Source organism: Phreatobacter sp. (genome assembly GCF_022843985.1).
In the GTDB taxonomy this organism is placed as follows: Bacteria; Pseudomonadota; Alphaproteobacteria; order Rhizobiales; family Phreatobacteraceae; genus Phreatobacter.
The window spans coordinates 36,797-53,600 of sequence record NZ_JALHMP010000020.1; the positions used below are offsets into that span (position 1 = coordinate 36,797).

A 16,804-nucleotide genomic window follows, 5' to 3' on the forward strand; every position below is an offset into this window, starting at 1 on the left:
TCTAAAATGACACTTACTCACCCTGAGGTGGGCACCGACCCTGGAGGTCGAACGTGAAGACCCTGGCAGTCATCCTGCGCGAACCGCATCATCTGGATCTGGATCACGTCGATCTCGTTTCCCTGACCGACACTGACGTGATCGTCGACGTCCTGTGGTCGGGCATCAGCAGCGGTACCGAGCGACTTCTCTGGTCGGGCCGGATGCCTCCCTTTCCAGGACTCGGCTATCCCCTCATTCCCGGCTACGAGACGGTCGGTCGCATCACCGGCGCTGGCGCCAAGGCCGCGCACCGCATCGGCGAGCAGGTCTTCGTTCCCGGATCCCGTGGCTTCAAGGACGTGCGCGGCCTGTTCGGCGGTGCCGCCCACCGGCTGATCGTTCCGGCCGACAAGGCCTATGGCGTCGACCCCGCCCTTGGCGAGACGGCGGTGCTCTTCGCCCTCGCGGCAACGGCCTGCAGGGCCCTCGCTGTCGGCCGCAGGCCGGACCTCATCATCGGCCACGGCGTTCTCGGCCGCCTCATCGCCCGGATCGCCATGACAGACGGCCAGGCACCACCGGTCGTGTGGGAAACCCGGCCGGAGCGCCGCACCGGCACTTTCGCCTATCCGGTGATCGATCCGGCGACGGATTCGCGCTGCGACTATCAGGCGATCACCGATGCCAGCGGTGATGCCGGCCTGCTCGATACGCTGGTCGCGCGGCTCGGTCGCGGCGGCGAGATCGTCCTCGCCGGCTTCTACGAGAAGCCGCTCTCCTTCGCCTTCCCTCCCGCCTTCATGCGGGAGGCCTCGATCCGCATCGCCGCGGAATTCAGGGACCCCGATCTCGTCAGGGCCCGCGCCCTCGTCAGCGAGGGCCTGTTGTCCCTCGAAGACCTCATCACCCACCGCTTTCCGCCGCAATCCGCCAACGAGGCCTATCGCACGGCCTTCGAGGACACGGCCTGCGTCAAGGCTTTGATCAACTGGAGGGCCCTCGCATGAACTCCCCCGTTTCGGCCCTCGCCTCGCGCGAGACCTTCGGCCCCGGCCTCGAGGCCATGATCCAGGACGCGGAATCGACCGCATCGGCCCCTGGAACCCGCAACACGCAGATCATCGCCATCTATGGCAAGGGCGGTATCGGCAAGAGCTTCACCCTCGCCAACCTGTCCTACATGATGGCACAGCAGGGCCAGCGCGTGCTGCTGATCGGCTGCGATCCGAAGAGCGACACCACCTCGCTCCTGTTCGGCGGGCGCGCCTGCCCGACCATCATCGAGACCTCGTCGAAGAAAAAGCTCGCCGGCGAGGAGGTGAAGATCGAGGACGTCTGCTTCAAGCGCGACGGTGTCTTCGCCATGGAGCTCGGCGGCCCGGAGGTCGGGCGCGGCTGTGGCGGACGCGGCATCATCCACGGCTTCGAGCTGCTCGAGAAGCTCGGCTTCCACGAGTGGGACTTCGACTATGTCCTGCTCGACTTCCTCGGCGACGTGGTCTGCGGCGGCTTCGGCCTGCCGATCGCCCGCGACATGTGCCAGAAGGTCATCGTCGTCGGGTCGAACGACCTGCAGTCACTCTATGTCGCCAACAATGTCTGCTCGGCGGTGGAATATTTCCGCAAGCTGGGCGGCAATGTCGGCGTCGCCGGCATGGTGATCAACAAGGATGACGGCACCGGCGAGGCCGCGGCTTTCGCCGCCGAGGCGGGCATCCCGATCCTCGCCGCCATTCCCCAGGACGACGACCTCCGGCGCAAGAGCGCCAATTACGAGATCGTCGGCCATCCCGACAGCCAGTGGGCGTCGCTGTTCCAGGCCCTCGCGCTGAATGTCGGCGCGGCGCCCCCGGTGCGGCCGAAGCCGCTCTCCCAGGACGATCTGCTCGGCCTGTTCAAGGGTGATGCCGTCGGCCGCGGCGTCGTGCTGCAGCCGGCCTCGCAGGCCGACCTGCGCGGCGGCATCGTCATCGAGCGCGCCTCCCTCGAAGTGATCTACGAGGCGGTGTGACATGGTCACGCTCATCGACAAGCTGGCGGCATCGCGCACCGGGACGGAACCGCTCCCGGCGGCTGCGGAGGGCGGCACGTCCTGCCACGCCGGTCGCGACGAGATGAACAAGGCGGCACGGGCCGCGGGAAAGAGCGAAACCCTCGACCAATATGCCGCGGACTATCCGCGCGGGCCGCATGACCAGCCGCAGAGCATGTGCCCCGCCTTCGGCTCGCTTCGGGTGGGCCTGAGGATGCGCCGCACCGCGACGATCCTGTCGGGCTCGGCCTGCTGCGTCTACGGCCTGACCTTCACCTCGCATTTTTACGGGGCCCGCCGCACGGTCGGCTATGTGCCCTTCAACTCGGAATCGCTGGTCACCGGCAAGCTGTTCGAGGATATCCGCGATGCGGTCCACGATCTCGCCGATCCGCAGCTCTACGACACCATCGTCATCATCAACCTCTGCGTGCCGACCGCCTCGGGCGTGCCGCTGAAGCTGCTGCCAAAGGCGATCGACGGTGTGCGCATCATCGGCATCGACGTGCCGGGCTTTGGCGTGCCGACCCATGCCGAGGCCAAGGATGTGCTGGCCGGCGCCATGCTGCGCTATGCCCGCACCGAAGCCGAGAAGGGCCCGGTCCAGTCACCGCGCGTCGCCAAGGCGGCGCGGCCGACCATCGCGCTGCTCGGCGAGATGTTCCCCGCCGATCCCATCGGCATCGGCGGGCTGCTCGAACCGCTCGGCCTCGCCGCGGGGCCGGTGGTGCCGACGCGCGAATGGCGCGAACTCTACGGTGCGCTCGACTGTGTCGCCGTGGCCGCGGTGCATCCCTTCTACACCGCCTCCATCCGCGAGTTCGAAGCGGCCGGGCGGCCCATCGTCGCCTCGGGCCCGGTAGGCCATGACGGCACCGCCGACTGGCTTGCCGCCGTCGGACGGGCAGCGGGTGTCGACGCCTCCCGGATCACCGCGACGCAGAACGACATCCTGCCGATGATCAAGGCGGCGCTCGCGCGCAATCCGATCCGGGGCCGCATCACCCTGTCGGGCTACGAGGGCTCTGAACTGCTGGTCGGCCGCCTGTTGGTGGAGAGCGGCGCCGACCTGAAATATGTCGGCACGGCCTGCCCGCGCACGCCCTGGTCGGAGCCCGACCGCGCATGGCTCGCCGCGCGCGGCGTCGAAGTGCAGTACCGGGCCTCGCTGGAGCAGGACATCGCCGCGCTCGACGCCTTCGCGCCGGATCTGGCGATCGGCACGACGCCGGTGGTGCAGAAGGCCAAGGAGCGGCGGATCCCCGCGCTCTACTTCACCAATCTCATCTCGGCACGGCCGCTGTTCGGCCTCGCCGGCGCCGGCTCGCTGGCAACGGTGGTCAATGCGGCGCTCGGCAACAAGGCGCGGTTCGACCGGATGACAACCTTCTTCGAGGGGGTCGGAACGGGCGATTCCGCCGGCATCTGGAGCGAGACACCGGCGCCGCGGCCGGAATTCCGCGCCAAGTACCGCCGGCAGACCGAGGCCCTCGCCAAGAAGCGCAAGTCGGAGGAGATGATCTGATGCTGGTCCTCGACCACGACCGTGCAGGCGGCTACTGGGGCGCCGTCTATGTCTTCACCGCAGTGAAGGGCATGCAGGTCGTGATCGACGGACCTGTGGGCTGCGAAAACCTGCCGGTGACCTCCGTCCTTCACTACACCGACGCGCTGCCGCCCCACGAGCTGCCGATCGTCGTCACCGGCCTTGCCGAGGAAGAGCTTGGCCAGAAGGGCACGGAAGAGGCGATGCGGCGGGCCTATCGCTCGCTCGATCCCGACCTCCCGGCCGTCGTCGTGACGGGCTCGATCGCCGAGATGATCGGCGGCGGCGTGACGCCGGAAGGCACCAATATCAAGCGGTTCCTGCCGCGGACCATCGACGAGGACCAGTGGCAGAGCGCCGACCGCGCCCTCAACTGGCTGTGGACCGAGTATGGTCCGCGCAAGGTTCCGGCCCGCAAGCGCGAGCCTGGCACCAAGCCGCGCGTCAACATCATCGGCCCGGCCTACGGCACCTTCAACATGCCGTCCGATACGGCCGAGATCCGCCGCCTGGTCGAGGGCATCGGCTGCGAGGTGAACATGGTCTTCCCGCTCGGAAGCCATCTCGCCGATATCGCGAGGCTGGCCGATGCCGACGTCAACATCTGCCTCTATCGCGAGTTCGGGCGCCTGCTCTGCGAGCAACTCGAGCGGCCCTATCTCCAGGCCCCGATCGGCCTGCATTCGACGACCCGCTTCCTCACCAAGCTCGGCGAGCTGACGGGGGTCGACCCCCTGCCCTTCATCGAGAAGGAAAAGCACACGACCATCAAGCCCCTGTGGGACCTTTGGCGGTCGGTGACGCAGGACTTCTTCGGCACGGCCAGTTTCGCCGTGGTGGCCACCGACACCTATGCGCGCGGCCTGCACCATTTCCTCGGCGAGGAACTCGGCCTGCCCTGCACCTTCGTCTTCTCGCGCAAGGCCGGCGTCAAGCCGGACAACCAGGCGGTGCGCCAGGCGATCCGCGACAAGACCCCGCTGATCATGTTCGGCAGCTACAATGAACGCATGTACCTCGCCGAGATCGGCGCACGGGCGGTCTATATTCCCGCCTCGTTCCCCGGCGCGATCATCCGGCGCCATACCGGAACGCCCTTCATGGGCTATGCCGGCGCCACCTACCTGCTCCAGGAGGTGTGCAACGCGCTGTTCGACGCGCTGTTCCACATCCTGCCGCTGGCCAGCGAACTCGACAAGATCGAGGCGACGCCATCGCGCATCGAGGATGAACTGCCGTGGAGCAACGAGGCCAAGGCCCTGCTCGACGCCGTCGTCGAAACCCATCCCGTCCTGGTGCGCATCTCCGCGGCCAAGCGCCTGCGCGATGTCGCCGAACGCGATGCCCGCAGCACCGGCGAGGGCGAGGTCAAGCCGGAATCCGTCACACGCGCGGCCGGCAATCTGGGTCGTCCGCCGACCTGAGTGCCTCAAGCAGGGACTGCCGCCACCCGCGGCAGCGACACAGTGCAGCCGAAGCAGAAGGATGGCCTTGGGCCATCCCGTCAGGGAGAGATGATCATGACCGACGTCGTTCGCAGCCACGCGCAGCCCCGCTCCCGCCGGATGGATCGGCTCGAATTCAGGCTGCTGATGCTCCTGTCCTTCCCCATTTTTCTCCTCGTCGCCTGCCTCTCCCGCCTGACGCGGGACCGCTCGGCCGAGGTCGGTGCCCGCAGCGAAGGCTCGGTCTTCGCCGAGGCCCGTGCGGCAGCAGCATCCGCCATTCCGTTCGCCTTCATGGGCTGACGGTCCCAGTCGTCCGGGTCACCGGGCGAGAAGCCGCCTGCGCTCCGGCGCAGGCGTCAACCTTGCCGTGCCGGAAGGCACGGCGACGGCCTTCAAGGCCGAAACGAGGAGTAGTCCATCATGGCTGACAAAGAGACCCTCTCGGGGCTCACTGAAGAGGAGGCCCAAGAGTTCCACAAGTACTTCATCCAGGGTTTCGCTGGATTCACGGTTGTCGCAATCATCGCCCATTTCCTGGCGTGGCAGTGGCGTCCGTGGCTCCCCGGCCCCAGTGGCTATGCACAGTCGATGATCGACGGTGCGACGGCCACGATCCAGACGCTCATCGGCTGACGGGAGGACGAACTCATGTGGAAAATCTGGCTCATCTTCGATCCACGGCGGGTCCTCGTCGCGCTGTTCACCTTCCTGTTTGCGCTCGCTCTGCTGATTCACTTCATCCTGCTCAGCACCGATCGCTTCAACTGGATCGAGGGACCGCGTGCCCGCCCGGCGCCGCGTGCAGACGTGATTTCGGTTCCGACGACCACGGTCGCCGGACTGCCCTTCACGATCACCGGTACTTGACGCGAAAGACCCGGGGCCACCGACGGCCGTTCGAGCCGCCGGTGACCCCGGTCACCATGCATCCGTGAATTTGACGTGCACAGCCGATGGGAGGCCGATCATGGCCATGCTGAGCTTCGAGGCGAAATATCGGGTCCGCGGGGGCACCCTGGTCGGGGGCGATCTCTTCGACTTCTGGGTCGGTCCCTTCTATGTGGGCTTCTTCGGGGTGACGACGATCTTCTTCACGTTCCTCGGCACCGGCCTGATCTTCTGGGGCGCGTCGCTTGGCGACACCTGGAACATCTGGAAGATCAACATCGCCCCTCCCGACCTGAAATACGGCCTCGGTTTCGCGCCGCTCGCTGAAGGCGGGCTCTGGCAGCTCATCACCATTTGCGCGATCGGGGCCTTCGCGTCCTGGGCACTGCGCCAGGTCGAGATCTCCCGCAAGCTCGGCATGGGGCTCCATATCCCCGTGGCGTTCAGCTTCGCCATCTTCGCCTATGTCAGCCTGGTGGTGATCCGGCCCCTGCTGATGGGAGCCTGGGGCCACGGCTTTCCCTACGGGATCTTCAGCCATCTCGATTGGGTGTCGAACGTCGGCTATCAGTACCTGCACTTCCACTACAATCCGGCCCACATGATCGCGGTGACGTTCTTCTTCACCACGACGCTGGCTCTCTCGCTGCACGGGGCACTGGTTCTGTCGGCCACCAACCCGCCGAAGGGCGAGGCGGTGAAGACGCCGGAGCACGAGAACGCCTTCTTCCGCGACATCATCGGCTATTCGATCGGCACGATCGGCATCCATCGCCTCGGGCTCTTCCTGGCCCTGTCCGCGGTCTTCTGGAGCGCGGTCTGCATTGTGATCTCCGGCCCGTTCTGGACCCTCGGCTGGCCCGAGTGGTGGAACTGGTGGCTCGAACTGCCGATCTGGCGCTGAGGAGGGTATCGTGAGTTTCGCGATCGACTACCAGAACATCTTCACACGCGTTCAGGTCCGCGGGCCGGATGATACCGGGCCTCCGATCGAAACCGACCTGTACAGCCGTGGCAAAACGATCAAGCACAATTACTGGCTGGGCAAGATCGGCGACGCGCAGATCGGCCCCATCTATCTGGGCTGGTTCGGCAGCGCCTCGCTGCTCTGCGGCATCATCGCCTTCGAGATCATCGGCCTCAATATGTGGGCCTCGGTGAACTGGGACCCCATCCAGTTCGTGCGTCAGCTGTTCTGGCTGGCGCTCGAGCCGCCGGCGCCGAAATACGGCCTGTCCTTCCCGCCGATGGCGGAAGGCGGATGGTGGCTGCTGGCCGGGTTCTTCATGACATTGTCGCTCATCCTGTGGTGGGTGCGCACCTACCGGCGGGCTCGGGCCCTCGGCCTTGGCACGCATGTCGCCTGGGCCTTCGCTGCGGCGATCTGGCTGATGCTCGTCCTCGGCTTCTTCCGCCCGTTGCTGATGGGCTCCTGGAGCGAGGGTGTTCCCTTCGGCATCTTCCCCCATCTCGACTGGACGGCCGCCTTCTCGATCCGCTACGGCAACCTCTTCTACAACCCGTTCCATGCGCTCTCGATCGCCTTCCTCTACGGATCGGCCCTGCTCTTCGCCATGCATGGCGCCACGATCCTGGCGGTGTCCCGCTATGGCGGCGAGCGCGAGATCGAGCAGATCGTCGATCGCGGCACGGCCTCGGAGCGGGCGGCCCTGTTCTGGCGCTGGACCATGGGCTTCAACGCCACGATGGAATCGATCCACCGCTGGGCCTGGTGGTTCGCCGTCCTTACCCCGCTGACCGGCGGCATCGGCATCCTGCTGACCGGCACCGTGGTCGACAACTGGTACCTCTGGGCGGTCAAGCACGATTTCGCACCGGTCTATCCGACGCCCTACACGCCTGCCGTCGACCCCCTGACACTGCCGGGAGCCACGCGATGAGATCCGTCAGCACCTGCCTGACTGCCCTGGTTCTGGGTTCGGCCCTGTTCCTCGCCGGCTGCGAAAGGCCACCCCCCGCCGCTGACCAGATCGGTTACCGGGGCACATCCATGGGCTCGGTCACCAATCCGCGGACCCTGGAAATGCGGGAGGCTGCCAACAGGCCCCCCGAGGCCCAGCCCGCGGCCGACCCGACGGGCCCGCGCGCCTCGACGATCTATCAGAACGTCCAGGTGCTGGGAGACCTGAGCGAGGGCGAATTCATCCGGCTGATGGCCTCGATGACCGAATGGATGGCGCCGCCGGACCAGAGCTGCGGATACTGCCACAACCTCGAAAACATGGCGGACGAGTCGAAATATCAGTTCCGCGTGGCGCGGCAGATGCTCGTCATGACGCGCTCGCTCAATACCGACTGGAAGTCGCATGTCGGAGAGACCGGCGTGACGTGCTACACCTGCCACCGTGGCAATCCCCAGCCCCAGGCGACGTTCAAGCTCGATCCCGGTCCGCGCGGGGCGGGAGGCTTCACCGCCAGCCGCCAGGGGCAGAACTTCGCGGCCCGCTCGGTCGGCTCGACCTCGCTGCCGAACGATCCCTTCACCCAGCTCCTCGCCTATGCCGGAGAGATCCGGGTGAACACGCCGACGGCACTGGCGGCGGGCAATCCACGCACCATCCAGGACGCCGAGCTCACCTACAGCCTGATGATCCACATGTCGGAAGGCCTCGGGGTCAATTGTACGTTCTGCCACAACTCGCAGAATTTCGGCGCCTGGAACGGTCCGCCGCAGCGGGCAACGGCCTTCCACGGCATCCGCATGGTGCGCGACATCAACACGCGCCATGTCCAGCCGCTGGCGGCGATCCTGCCGCCGGAACGGCTCGGCCCGGAGGGCGACAACGCCAAGGTGTTCTGCGCCACCTGCCACCAGGCCCAGCCGAAGCCGATGGGCGGCGCGCCGATGCTGCGCGACTATCCGGAACTGGGGGCGCCGCGTCCGGCCCCGTGACGGGGGCGCGGGGCCAAGGGACCTGGCGAAGCGCATGCGAGGGGGTGGGCCGAGGCCCACCCCTTTGTCTTGGAAACCGGGTCATGGAAACGGGTTGGTGGTCGGGGTCATCGCACCGCGCTGGCGCCGGCCGTTTCCGGACCGGCCCGGCGGACGGGCGCCACGGACCAAGCTTGCGGACAGTGCATGGGCACACCCCTGCCGGATGACGGCTGCAGCACAGTCACGGCGGTGGGCGGATCGCGCCGGCGGGGCGGGACTTACCCCTCGATCCTGGCGCGCAGCGTTTCGCCGGCGAAGGTCTCGATGGCATGGGTCGGATCGCGGGCGCCGAAATCGGCCCCGAGTTCGACCGCGAGCTGGGGCTGTTCAACGAAATGATAGCCGCCGACGACGACCTGGATACGGGGATTGGCCGAGGCATCGCGAACCAGCGCGATAATGGCGGCGATCTCGTCGCGTGAGGTCTCGCCACTGGCCGACAGGCCGACGGCGTCGAACCATTCACCGTGAACGCGATCGAGGATCTGCTGGCGGGTGGCCGCGCCCTCATTCTCGACGTCCCAGCCGGCGCGGCGAAAGAACTCCTCGACGACGGACAGTCCCAGAGTGTGTTGGCCGCCGGGGACCAGCGCGAGCAGGATGCGGTAGCCTGGTCCCTTGGGAACGACGTCGGCGCTGAAGGCGGGACCATAGCTTCGCAGCAATTGCTGGATGCGCGAAAGCCCGACAGTGACGTCGACGAAGCTGAGACGGTCGCCGTCCCACAGGAGGCCGAGGTGACGTGCGGCGCTGCACAGGACAGCGGTGATGACACCTTCGAGCGACATGCCGCCGGCGATCAGGGAGTCGATGTGCTGGCGCGCCGCCGGCAGCGGATGGCGTACGATCAGCTCGCAGAAGGCCTCGACGTCAGCATAGGAAAAGGACTCGGACGCCTGGACAGGCGACTCGGCGTCATAGACGTCAAGACCGGCGGCCCGGTGCCCCATCAGCAGGCGGGGAATGACCTGGGTTTCGATCGTCTTCGCCAGATCACGGCGCATATCGGCGGTCAGGACATCCGCGTTCGGATACCAGACGCGCGCGGCGACCCTTAAGCCATCCCTGCAATCATCTTGAGAGCGGGGGTGCTCCCCCGTGATGCGATCGTCCAAGCTCGCCATGGGGGGGACCCTCCCAAGGCAGGTAGCTCTCCGGCGTAGGCGTTCTTCAGGCCCTTGTGGTCAATGACAGCAGGATAGCGGCCAATTGTCCGGAAAACCTTTCTTCCCACCCTGTCGGCAGATTGAAACACGAGTTGCGATCCTCGGCAATGGCCGTTTTCGAGTCTCTCCAGAGTGTATAATTTCCTTGACGTCAAGCGACTGCAAAAGTGTCAATCTGACTTGACACGCTGCAGTCTTGCCGGCAATTTCATGGTGTCGCGAGCGTCACCGCAGTCCGGTGGACGGCGCCGACCAGGAGGCGTCCGGTGCCCATTCGGACAGATCTTGAAGGTGTCCACCTGCCCGAAGGGCCCGGTCGTTGCAGCCCGGCCACGCGGCAGACACCGCGGCTGGACAGTCCCCAGTGCCCGACCGCGCGCCTTCTGTTCGCCGATCGCCAGGGGCTGGCGGAGGCAATGCCCCGCCAGAGGGAGATGGTTAGGAGGGCAAACGGCGCAGCGTGCCCTCAACGCATGACGGCGGAGGCGCATTGAGATGGCCAGATCCCCGAATGCCGGAGCCGAGACCCCGATCCGCGTCGTCATCGTCACCATGGACACCCATGTCGCGAGCGCCACCGACCGGGCCCGCGCGAAGCTCCTGCGCGACCTGCCCGGGCTCGAACTGACCGTCCACGCCGCCTCCGAATGGTCGGCCCATCCGCAGGCACTGGCGGCCTGCCGCGCGGCGATCGGCACCGCCGACATCATCATCAACACGATGCTGTTCATGGAGGACCATTTCCTGCCGCTGATCGACGCGTTGCAGGCGCGGCGCGAGAGCTGCGACGCCATGGTGAGCATCATGTCGGCGGGGGAGGTCACCAAACTGACGCGCCTGGGACGATTCCGGATGGACGGCCCGCCGAGCGGGCCGATGGCCCTGCTGAAGCGCCTGCGCGGCAACAAGGGCAAGCCCGGCGGCGCCGGCGCCGGCCAGGTGAAGATGCTGCGCCGCCTGCCGCAGATCCTGCGCTTCATCCCCGGCACCGCGCAGGACGTGCGCGCCTATTTCCTGACGATGCAGTACTGGCTGGCCGGCTCGGAAGAGAACATCGCCAATCTCGTGCGCTTCCTCATCGACCGCTATGCCGATGGCCCGCGGCGCGGCCTGCGCGGCACCCTGAAGGTCGGCAAGCCCGTCGATTATCCCGATACCGGCGTCTATCACCCCGACATGCCCGCTCGCGTGGCGAGCGATACCCGCAGCCTCCCGGCCCGCGCCGGCGCCAAGGGGACGGTCGGGCTCCTGGTGCTGCGCTCCTATGTGCTGGCCGGCAATGCCGGCCATTACGACGGCGTCATCCGGACCTTCGAGGCCCGCGGCCTCAATGTCATCCCGGTCTTCGCCACCGGGCTCGACGCGCGCGAGGCGATCGACGCCTTCTTCTTCCGGGACGGCCGTCCGCTCATCGACGCGATGGTGTCGCTGACCGGTTTCTCGCTGGTCGGCGGGCCGGCCTACAACGACTCGAAGGCTGCGGAGGAGGTGCTCGCGCGGCTCGATGTGCCCTATATCGCCGCCCATCCGGCCGAGTTCCAGACGCTTGACCAGTGGGGGGCGTCGGATCGCGGCCTGCTCCCGGTCGAATCCACGATCATGGTCGCCATTCCCGAGCTCGATGGTGCCACCGGCCCGATCCTGTTCGGCGGGCGCACCGACAAGGCCGGATCCTGCTCGGGCTGCGCGCGCGGCTGCACCTTCCCGGCCGGCGAGACCGAACGCGACATGCATGTCTGCGCCGAGCGGGCGGAGGTGCTGGTCGCACGGACCGAGAAGCTGGTCGCGCTGCGGCGTTCCGAGCGTGCGGCGCGCAAGGTCGCCATCGTCCTGTTCAACTTCCCGCCCAATGCCGGCAATACCGGCACGGCCGCCTATCTCTCGGTCTTCGAATCGCTTCACCGCACCATGGCGGCGATGCAGCGCGAGGGCTATGCCATCGACGTGCCGGCGAGCGTCGACGACCTCAGGCGGGCCATCGTCGAGGGCAATGCCGGTCGCACCGGCGCCATGGCCAATGTCCATGCCCGCATTTCCACCGGCGACCATATCCGCCGCGAGCGCTGGCTCGGCGAGATCGAGGCGCAATGGGGCCCCGCCCCCGGCCGCCAGCAGAGCGACGGCGCGTCGATCTTCGTGCTCGGCGAGCGCTTCGGCAATGTCTTCGTCGGCATCCAGCCGAGCTTCGGCTATGAGGGCGATCCGATGCGGCTGCTCTTCGAGAAGGGCTTCGCGCCGACCCACGCCTTCTCCGCCTTCTATCGCTGGCTGCGCGAGGATTTCGCCGCCCATGCGGTGCTGCATTTCGGCACGCACGGGGCGCTCGAGTTCATGCCCGGCAAGCAGGCGGGACTCTCCGGCCAGTGCTGGCCCGACCGCCTGATCGGTGACCTGCCCAATATCTACCTCTATGCCTCGAACAACCCGTCGGAAGGCGCCATCGCCAAGCGCCGCGGGGCGGCGACGACGGTCAGCTACCTGACGCCGCCGGTCGCCTCGGCGGGCCTCTATCGCGGCCTGCTCGACCTCAAGGTCTCGCTCGACCGCTGGCGCCAGCTGCCGCCCGAAGATGCGCGCGAGCGCGACGAACTCGCCGTCCTGATCCAGGCGCAGGCGGCGGCCCTCGACCTGGCGGCGCCCGAGCCGGCCTGGCCGGACGGAGCCGAAAGCCGCATTTCCCGGCTGCGCGCGACCGTTCTCGAACTGGAATACACACTGATCCCGCACGGCCTCCACGTCGTCGGCGAACCGCTCTCGGCCGAAGAGCGCATCGACATGCTGCTGGCCATGGCGGAATCGGGAGAAGGGGCCCGGCCGGAGCGGGCGCTGGTCGCCACCCTCGTCGCCGGCGCCACCGCCGAACAGGCATTGAAGGCCCATGGCCTCGGCCAGGACGCGGCCCTTCTGGCGGCGCTCAAGACGCTGGCGGCGGCCGATGCCCTGCTGGCCGAGGACCACGAGATCGACGGGCTGATCCGCGGGCTCGACGGGCGCTTCATCCGTCCCGCCCCCGGCGGCGATCTCCTGCGTACGCCCGCGGTTTTGCCGACAGGGCGAAACCTGCATGGCTTCGACCCCTTCCGCATCCCCAGCTCCTTCGCCGTCCAGGACGGCGCGAAACAGGCGACGCGGCTGCTGGACCGGCATATTGCCGACGGCAATCCCCTGCCGGAGACGGTCGCCCTGGTGCTCTGGGGCACCGACAACCTCAAGACGGAAGGCGCGCCGATCGCCCAGGCGCTGGCGCTCATGGGCGCGGCCCCGCGCTTCGACGGCTATGGCCGCCTCGCGGGGGCCCGGCTCCTGCCGCTCGAGGAGCTGACGCGGCCGCGCATCGATGTGGTGATCTCGCTGTCGGGAATCTTCCGCGACCTGCTGCCGCTGCAGATCAGGCTGCTGGCGGAGGCAGCCTTCCTCGCCGCCTCGGCCGACGAGCCCTGCGAGCGCAACTTCATCCGCAAACATGCGCTGGCCTATCAGGCCGAGCATGGCGGCGACCTCGATACGGCGGCGCTGCGGGTCTTCGGCAATGCCGAGGGCGCCTACGGCTCCAACGTTAACAACCTGATCGAGAGCGGGCGCTGGCAGGACGAGGACGAACTGGCCGAGACCTATACCCGGCGGAAGGGCTTCGCCTATGGCCGCGGCGGCCGGGCGGTGGAGCAGCCGGGCCTGCTGCGGACCGTGCTCGGCGGCGTCGACCTCGCCTATCAGAACCTCGATTCGGTCGAACTCGGCGTCACCACGGTGGACAATTACTTTGACACGCTCGGCGGCATCAGCCGGGCCGTCAAGCGCGCCAAGGGCGGCGCTGCCACACCGGTCTATATCGGCGACCAGACGCGCGGCGAAGGCACGATCCGCACCCTGTCCGAACAGGTTTCGCTGGAGACGCGGACGCGCATGCTCAATCCGAAATGGTACGAGGGCATGCTGAAGCACGGCTATGAGGGCGTGCGGCAGATCGAGACCCATGTCACCAACACGATGGGCTGGTCGGCGACGACCGGACAGGTGGAGCCCTGGGTCTACCAGAAGCTCACGGAGACCTATCTTCTCGACCCGGCCATGCGCGAGCGCCTCGCGGCGCTCAATCCGACAGCCTCGGCCAAGCTCGCCAACCGCCTGATCGAGGCCCAGCAGCGCCAGTACTGGCAGCCCGATGCGGCGACGCTGGCGGCGCTGCAGCAGGCGGGCGACGAGCTGGAGGATCGTCTCGAGGGGATCGGCCTCGAGGTGGCGGCCTGACATGGCCATGGCCGGATTGACCGTGCCAGGCAGTGACGCGCCCCGTCCCGGCAGCCGGGACGGTGACCCGGCGGCCCCGGCAGGACCGCAGCGCGCGCGCTACCCGGCCCCCTCGGCGGTGCTTGAACTGCTCAAGCCGGTCACCTGGTTTCCGCCCATGTGGGCCTTCGCCTGCGGCGTGGTTTCCTCCGGCGTGTCAATCACGGCGCACTGGTCTGTCGCGCTGATCGGCATCCTCCTCGCCGGGCCGCTGGTCTGTGCCATGAGCCAGGCCATCAACGATTGGTACGACCGCGACGTGGACGCCATCAACGAGCCCCATCGCCCCATTCCCTCCGGCCGGATTCCGGGGCGCTGGGGCCTCTATATCGCCGGCCTCTGGAGCCTGTTGTCGCTGGCTGTGGCCAGCCTGCTCGGCACCTGGGTGGTGATCGCGACGGCGATCGGCCTCGTCCTCGCCTGGGCCTACAGCGCCCCGCCCTTCCGGCTGAAACGCAATGGCTGGCTCGGCAATGCCGCCTGCGGTTTCTCCTACGAGGGCCTCGCCTGGGTGACAGGCGCGGCGGCGATGCTGGGCGGCGCGCTGCCCTCCTGGCCGATCCTGGCGCTCGCCTTCCTCTACAGCGTCGGCGCCCACGGCATCATGACGCTCAACGATTTCAAGTCGATCAGGGGCGATCGGATGATGGGCATCGGATCGCTGCCGGTGCGGCTCGGCCCCGTCGGGGCGGCGCGCATGGCGGCCGCCATCATGGCCCTGCCGCAGGTCGCCGTCATCGCACTGCTGGTTTCCTGGCAGCGGCCGGTCGAAGCCGCGATCATCACCGCCCTCCTGGCCGGCCAGCTCCTGATGATGACCCGCTTCCTCAAGGATCCGGTCGGCAAGGCGCTCTGGTACAGCGGCTTCGGCGTGCCGCTCTTCGTCATGGGCATGATGGCGGCCGCCGTCGCCGTACGCAGTCTGCCGGGCGGGCTCTGACCATGATCCGCCTGGCGTGGCAACGCTGGGCAGTCGGTGGCGCGGCACTGGTCGCCATCATCGTCGCGCTGATCGATCTGCAGGGGGCCGCCGGGGGAATCCGGACGGAGACGATGAGCGCCGACGGCACGCCGATGACGGTCTATCGTCCGCTGGCCGGCGGGCCGGGACCGGCGGTCCTGATCGCCCATGGCTTCGCTGGCTCGCAGCAGCTCATGCAGCCCTTCGCGGTGACGCTGGCGCGCCAGGGCTACACTGCCGTCACCTTCGATTTCGCCGGGCACGGCCGCAATCCGAACCCTCTGACGGGCAACATCACCCGCGAGGACGGCGCGACGCGGACGCTCCTCGACGAGACCGCAAGGGTGGCCGAGCGGGCGAAGGCCCTCGGCGACGGGCGGCTGGCCCTGCTCGGCCATTCCATGGCGACCGACATCATCGTGCGCCAGGCCCGGCGCGATCCGGCCGTGGCGGCGACCGTCGCCGTGTCGATGTTCTCCCCCGCCGTGACTGCGACGACGCCGCGCAACCTGCTCGTCATCGTCGGCGCCTGGGAGGGTGGGCTGAAGGCGGAAGCGCTGCGCGTCACCGGGCTCGTCTCGGGAGCCGTCGCTGCCGTGCCCGGCGTGACCTATGGCGATATCGCGACAGGCGGCGCGCGGCGGGTCGCGATCAGCCCGCATACCGAGCATGTCAGCGTTCTCTACAGCGAGACGAGCCTGCGCGAGGCGCTGGCCTGGCTCGACATGACCTTCGGCCGGCCGCCGGCTGCCGCGCCAGAGCTGGACGGGCGGGGGCCGGCGATCCTTCTGCTGCTCGCCGGGGTCGTGCTGCTGGCCTGGCCGCTCGCTGCGCTTCTGCCCGTCGTGGCGGACCCGCCTGCCGGCGCCGGGCTTGGCTGGCGGCGCATCTGGTTGCCAGTCATGGCGCCGGCCATCGTCACGCCGCTCATGCTGCGCCTTGTTCCGACAAACTTCCTGCCAGTCATCGTCGGCGACTATCTGGCCATGCATTTCGCCGTCTACGGGCTGACCACCGCCCTCGCCACGGCGGTCGTCAGGCCCGGCCACAGCCTGTCGCGGCCTGCCCGGCAGGGCCGGCGCCTCGCAACTGCCGCGGGCGCAGTGATCGCCTTCGGCTTTATCGCCATTGTCTGGCCCATCGACAGCTATGTGACGTCCTTCGTGCCCCATTCCAGCCGCCTCGTCCTGTTCCTGGCGATGCTCGCGGGGACCCTCTGCTTCTTCCTCAGCGACGAATGGCTGACGCGCGGCGTCGGCGCCGCCCGCGGTGCCTATGTTGCATCGAAGATCGCCTTTCTCGTCTCGCTCGGTCTTGCCGTCGCCCTCGATTTCGAGCGGCTGTTCTTCCTTCTCATCATCATTCCCGTCATCGTCGTGTTCTTCGTCGTCTACGGGTTGTTCAGCGCCTGGGCCTACCGCGCGACGGGCCATCCCTTCGTCGGCGGCAGCGCCAATGCGGTGGCCTTCGCCTGGGCCATTGCCGTGACCTTTCCCTTCCTCGCCCGGTAGCAACCAAGCGGCGAGGAGAGCGAAGGC

At 67.8% G+C, this 16,804-nt stretch carries 14 protein-coding genes; 13 read left to right on the forward strand and 1 reads right to left on the reverse strand.

Going from position 1 to position 16,804, the window contains the following annotated elements:
• The first annotated feature begins 53 nt into the window (after positions 1-53).
• The 10 genes from bchC to pufC all read left to right on the forward strand — a co-directional run bounded on the left by bchC (position 54) and on the right by pufC (position 8,810).
• The gene (gene bchC / locus Q0C57_RS14390) at positions 54-989 is read left to right on the forward strand and encodes a chlorophyll synthesis pathway protein BchC (RefSeq protein WP_296577127.1); all 936 of its coding nucleotides are present in this window, start codon (positions 54-56) and stop codon (positions 987-989) included.
• Between the two features lie 56 nt (positions 990-1,045).
• Complete coding sequence (locus Q0C57_RS14395; protein ID WP_296577162.1) at positions 1,046-1,993, forward strand: chlorophyllide a reductase iron protein subunit X; 948 nt, start codon at positions 1,046-1,048, stop codon at positions 1,991-1,993.
• Position 1,994: 1 nt separating this feature from the next.
• Positions 1,995-3,539 carry a chlorophyllide a reductase subunit Y gene (gene bchY / locus Q0C57_RS14400; protein ID WP_296577128.1) on the forward strand — a complete coding sequence of 515 codons (1,545 nt, stop codon included), beginning with the start codon at positions 1,995-1,997 and terminating at the stop codon, positions 3,537-3,539.
• Positions 3,539-4,984, forward strand: a complete 1,446-nt coding sequence (gene bchZ / locus Q0C57_RS14405; RefSeq protein WP_296577129.1) for a chlorophyllide a reductase subunit Z — start codon at positions 3,539-3,541, stop codon at positions 4,982-4,984. Before bchY ends, bchZ begins: the two co-directional genes overlap by 1 nt.
• A gap of 96 nt (positions 4,985-5,080) precedes the next feature.
• Positions 5,081-5,308, forward strand: coding sequence for a hypothetical protein (locus Q0C57_RS14410; protein WP_296577130.1), 228 nt, complete (start codon positions 5,081-5,083; stop codon positions 5,306-5,308).
• A gap of 120 nt (positions 5,309-5,428) precedes the next feature.
• Entirely contained in the window at positions 5,429-5,641 is a 213-nt protein-coding gene (gene pufB / locus Q0C57_RS14415; protein ID WP_296577131.1) for a light-harvesting antenna LH1, beta subunit, read from the forward strand.
• A 15-nt stretch (positions 5,642-5,656) separates the two neighbouring features.
• Entirely contained in the window at positions 5,657-5,875 is a 219-nt protein-coding gene (pufA, locus tag Q0C57_RS14420; RefSeq protein ID WP_296577132.1) for a light-harvesting antenna LH1, alpha subunit, read from the forward strand.
• A gap of 100 nt (positions 5,876-5,975) precedes the next feature.
• Positions 5,976-6,800: a photosynthetic reaction center subunit L gene (gene pufL / locus Q0C57_RS14425; protein WP_296577133.1), complete on the forward strand. Its 825-nt coding sequence runs from the start codon at positions 5,976-5,978 to the stop codon at positions 6,798-6,800.
• 10 nt (positions 6,801-6,810) lie between these two features.
• The gene (pufM, locus tag Q0C57_RS14430; RefSeq protein ID WP_296577134.1) at positions 6,811-7,797 is read left to right on the forward strand and encodes a photosynthetic reaction center subunit M; all 987 of its coding nucleotides are present in this window, start codon (positions 6,811-6,813) and stop codon (positions 7,795-7,797) included.
• Positions 7,794-8,810: a photosynthetic reaction center cytochrome PufC gene (gene pufC / locus Q0C57_RS14435; protein ID WP_296577135.1), complete on the forward strand. Its 1,017-nt coding sequence runs from the start codon at positions 7,794-7,796 to the stop codon at positions 8,808-8,810. Before pufM ends, pufC begins: the two co-directional genes overlap by 4 nt.
• A 260-nt stretch (positions 8,811-9,070) precedes the next feature.
• On the opposite strand, the gene Q0C57_RS14440 is transcribed toward pufC, so the two are convergent.
• On the reverse strand, positions 9,071-9,856 hold the full coding sequence (locus tag Q0C57_RS14440; protein ID WP_296577136.1) for a B12-binding domain-containing protein: 786 nt from the start codon (positions 9,854-9,856) through the stop codon (positions 9,071-9,073).
• A 657-nt stretch (positions 9,857-10,513) separates the two neighbouring features.
• Between Q0C57_RS14440 and Q0C57_RS14445 the strand changes: the two genes are divergently transcribed.
• The 3 genes from Q0C57_RS14445 to Q0C57_RS14455 are packed head-to-tail and all read left to right on the forward strand — an operon-like array spanning position 10,514 to position 16,777.
• The gene (locus Q0C57_RS14445; RefSeq protein ID WP_296577137.1) at positions 10,514-14,266 is read left to right on the forward strand and encodes a magnesium chelatase subunit H; all 3,753 of its coding nucleotides are present in this window, start codon (positions 10,514-10,516) and stop codon (positions 14,264-14,266) included.
• Positions 14,267-14,273: 7 nt separating this feature from the next.
• On the forward strand, positions 14,274-15,245 hold the full coding sequence (gene chlG, locus Q0C57_RS14450; RefSeq protein WP_296577138.1) for a chlorophyll synthase ChlG: 972 nt from the start codon (positions 14,274-14,276) through the stop codon (positions 15,243-15,245).
• A gap of 2 nt (positions 15,246-15,247) precedes the next feature.
• Positions 15,248-16,777: an alpha/beta fold hydrolase gene (locus Q0C57_RS14455; protein ID WP_296577139.1), complete on the forward strand. Its 1,530-nt coding sequence runs from the start codon at positions 15,248-15,250 to the stop codon at positions 16,775-16,777.
• The last annotated feature ends 27 nt before the right edge of the window (positions 16,778-16,804 follow it).

Excerpts from the sequence above, each read along its gene's own strand:
- Q0C57_RS14395 (WP_296577162.1), top strand. The coding sequence starts at position 1,046 with ATGATCCAGGACGCGGAATCGACCGCATCGGCCCCTGGAACCCGCAAC.
- bchY (WP_296577128.1), top strand. The coding sequence starts at position 1,995 with ATGGTCACGCTCATCGACAAGCTGGCGGCATCGCGCACCGGGACGGAA.
- bchZ (WP_296577129.1), top strand. The coding sequence starts at position 3,539 with ATGCTGGTCCTCGACCACGACCGTGCAGGCGGCTACTGGGGCGCCGTC.
- Q0C57_RS14410 (WP_296577130.1), top strand. The coding sequence starts at position 5,081 with ATGACCGACGTCGTTCGCAGCCACGCGCAGCCCCGCTCCCGCCGGATG.
- pufB (WP_296577131.1), top strand. The coding sequence starts at position 5,429 with ATGGCTGACAAAGAGACCCTCTCGGGGCTCACTGAAGAGGAGGCCCAA.
- pufA (WP_296577132.1), top strand. The coding sequence starts at position 5,657 with ATGTGGAAAATCTGGCTCATCTTCGATCCACGGCGGGTCCTCGTCGCG.
- pufL (WP_296577133.1), top strand. The coding sequence starts at position 5,976 with ATGGCCATGCTGAGCTTCGAGGCGAAATATCGGGTCCGCGGGGGCACC.
- pufC (WP_296577135.1), top strand. The coding sequence starts at position 7,794 with ATGAGATCCGTCAGCACCTGCCTGACTGCCCTGGTTCTGGGTTCGGCC.
- Q0C57_RS14440 (WP_296577136.1), bottom strand. The coding sequence starts at position 9,856 with ATGCGCCGTGATCTGGCGAAGACGATCGAAACCCAGGTCATTCCCCGC.
- Q0C57_RS14445 (WP_296577137.1), top strand. The coding sequence starts at position 10,514 with ATGGCCAGATCCCCGAATGCCGGAGCCGAGACCCCGATCCGCGTCGTC.
- chlG (WP_296577138.1), top strand. The coding sequence starts at position 14,274 with ATGGCCGGATTGACCGTGCCAGGCAGTGACGCGCCCCGTCCCGGCAGC.
- Q0C57_RS14455 (WP_296577139.1), top strand. The coding sequence starts at position 15,248 with ATGATCCGCCTGGCGTGGCAACGCTGGGCAGTCGGTGGCGCGGCACTG.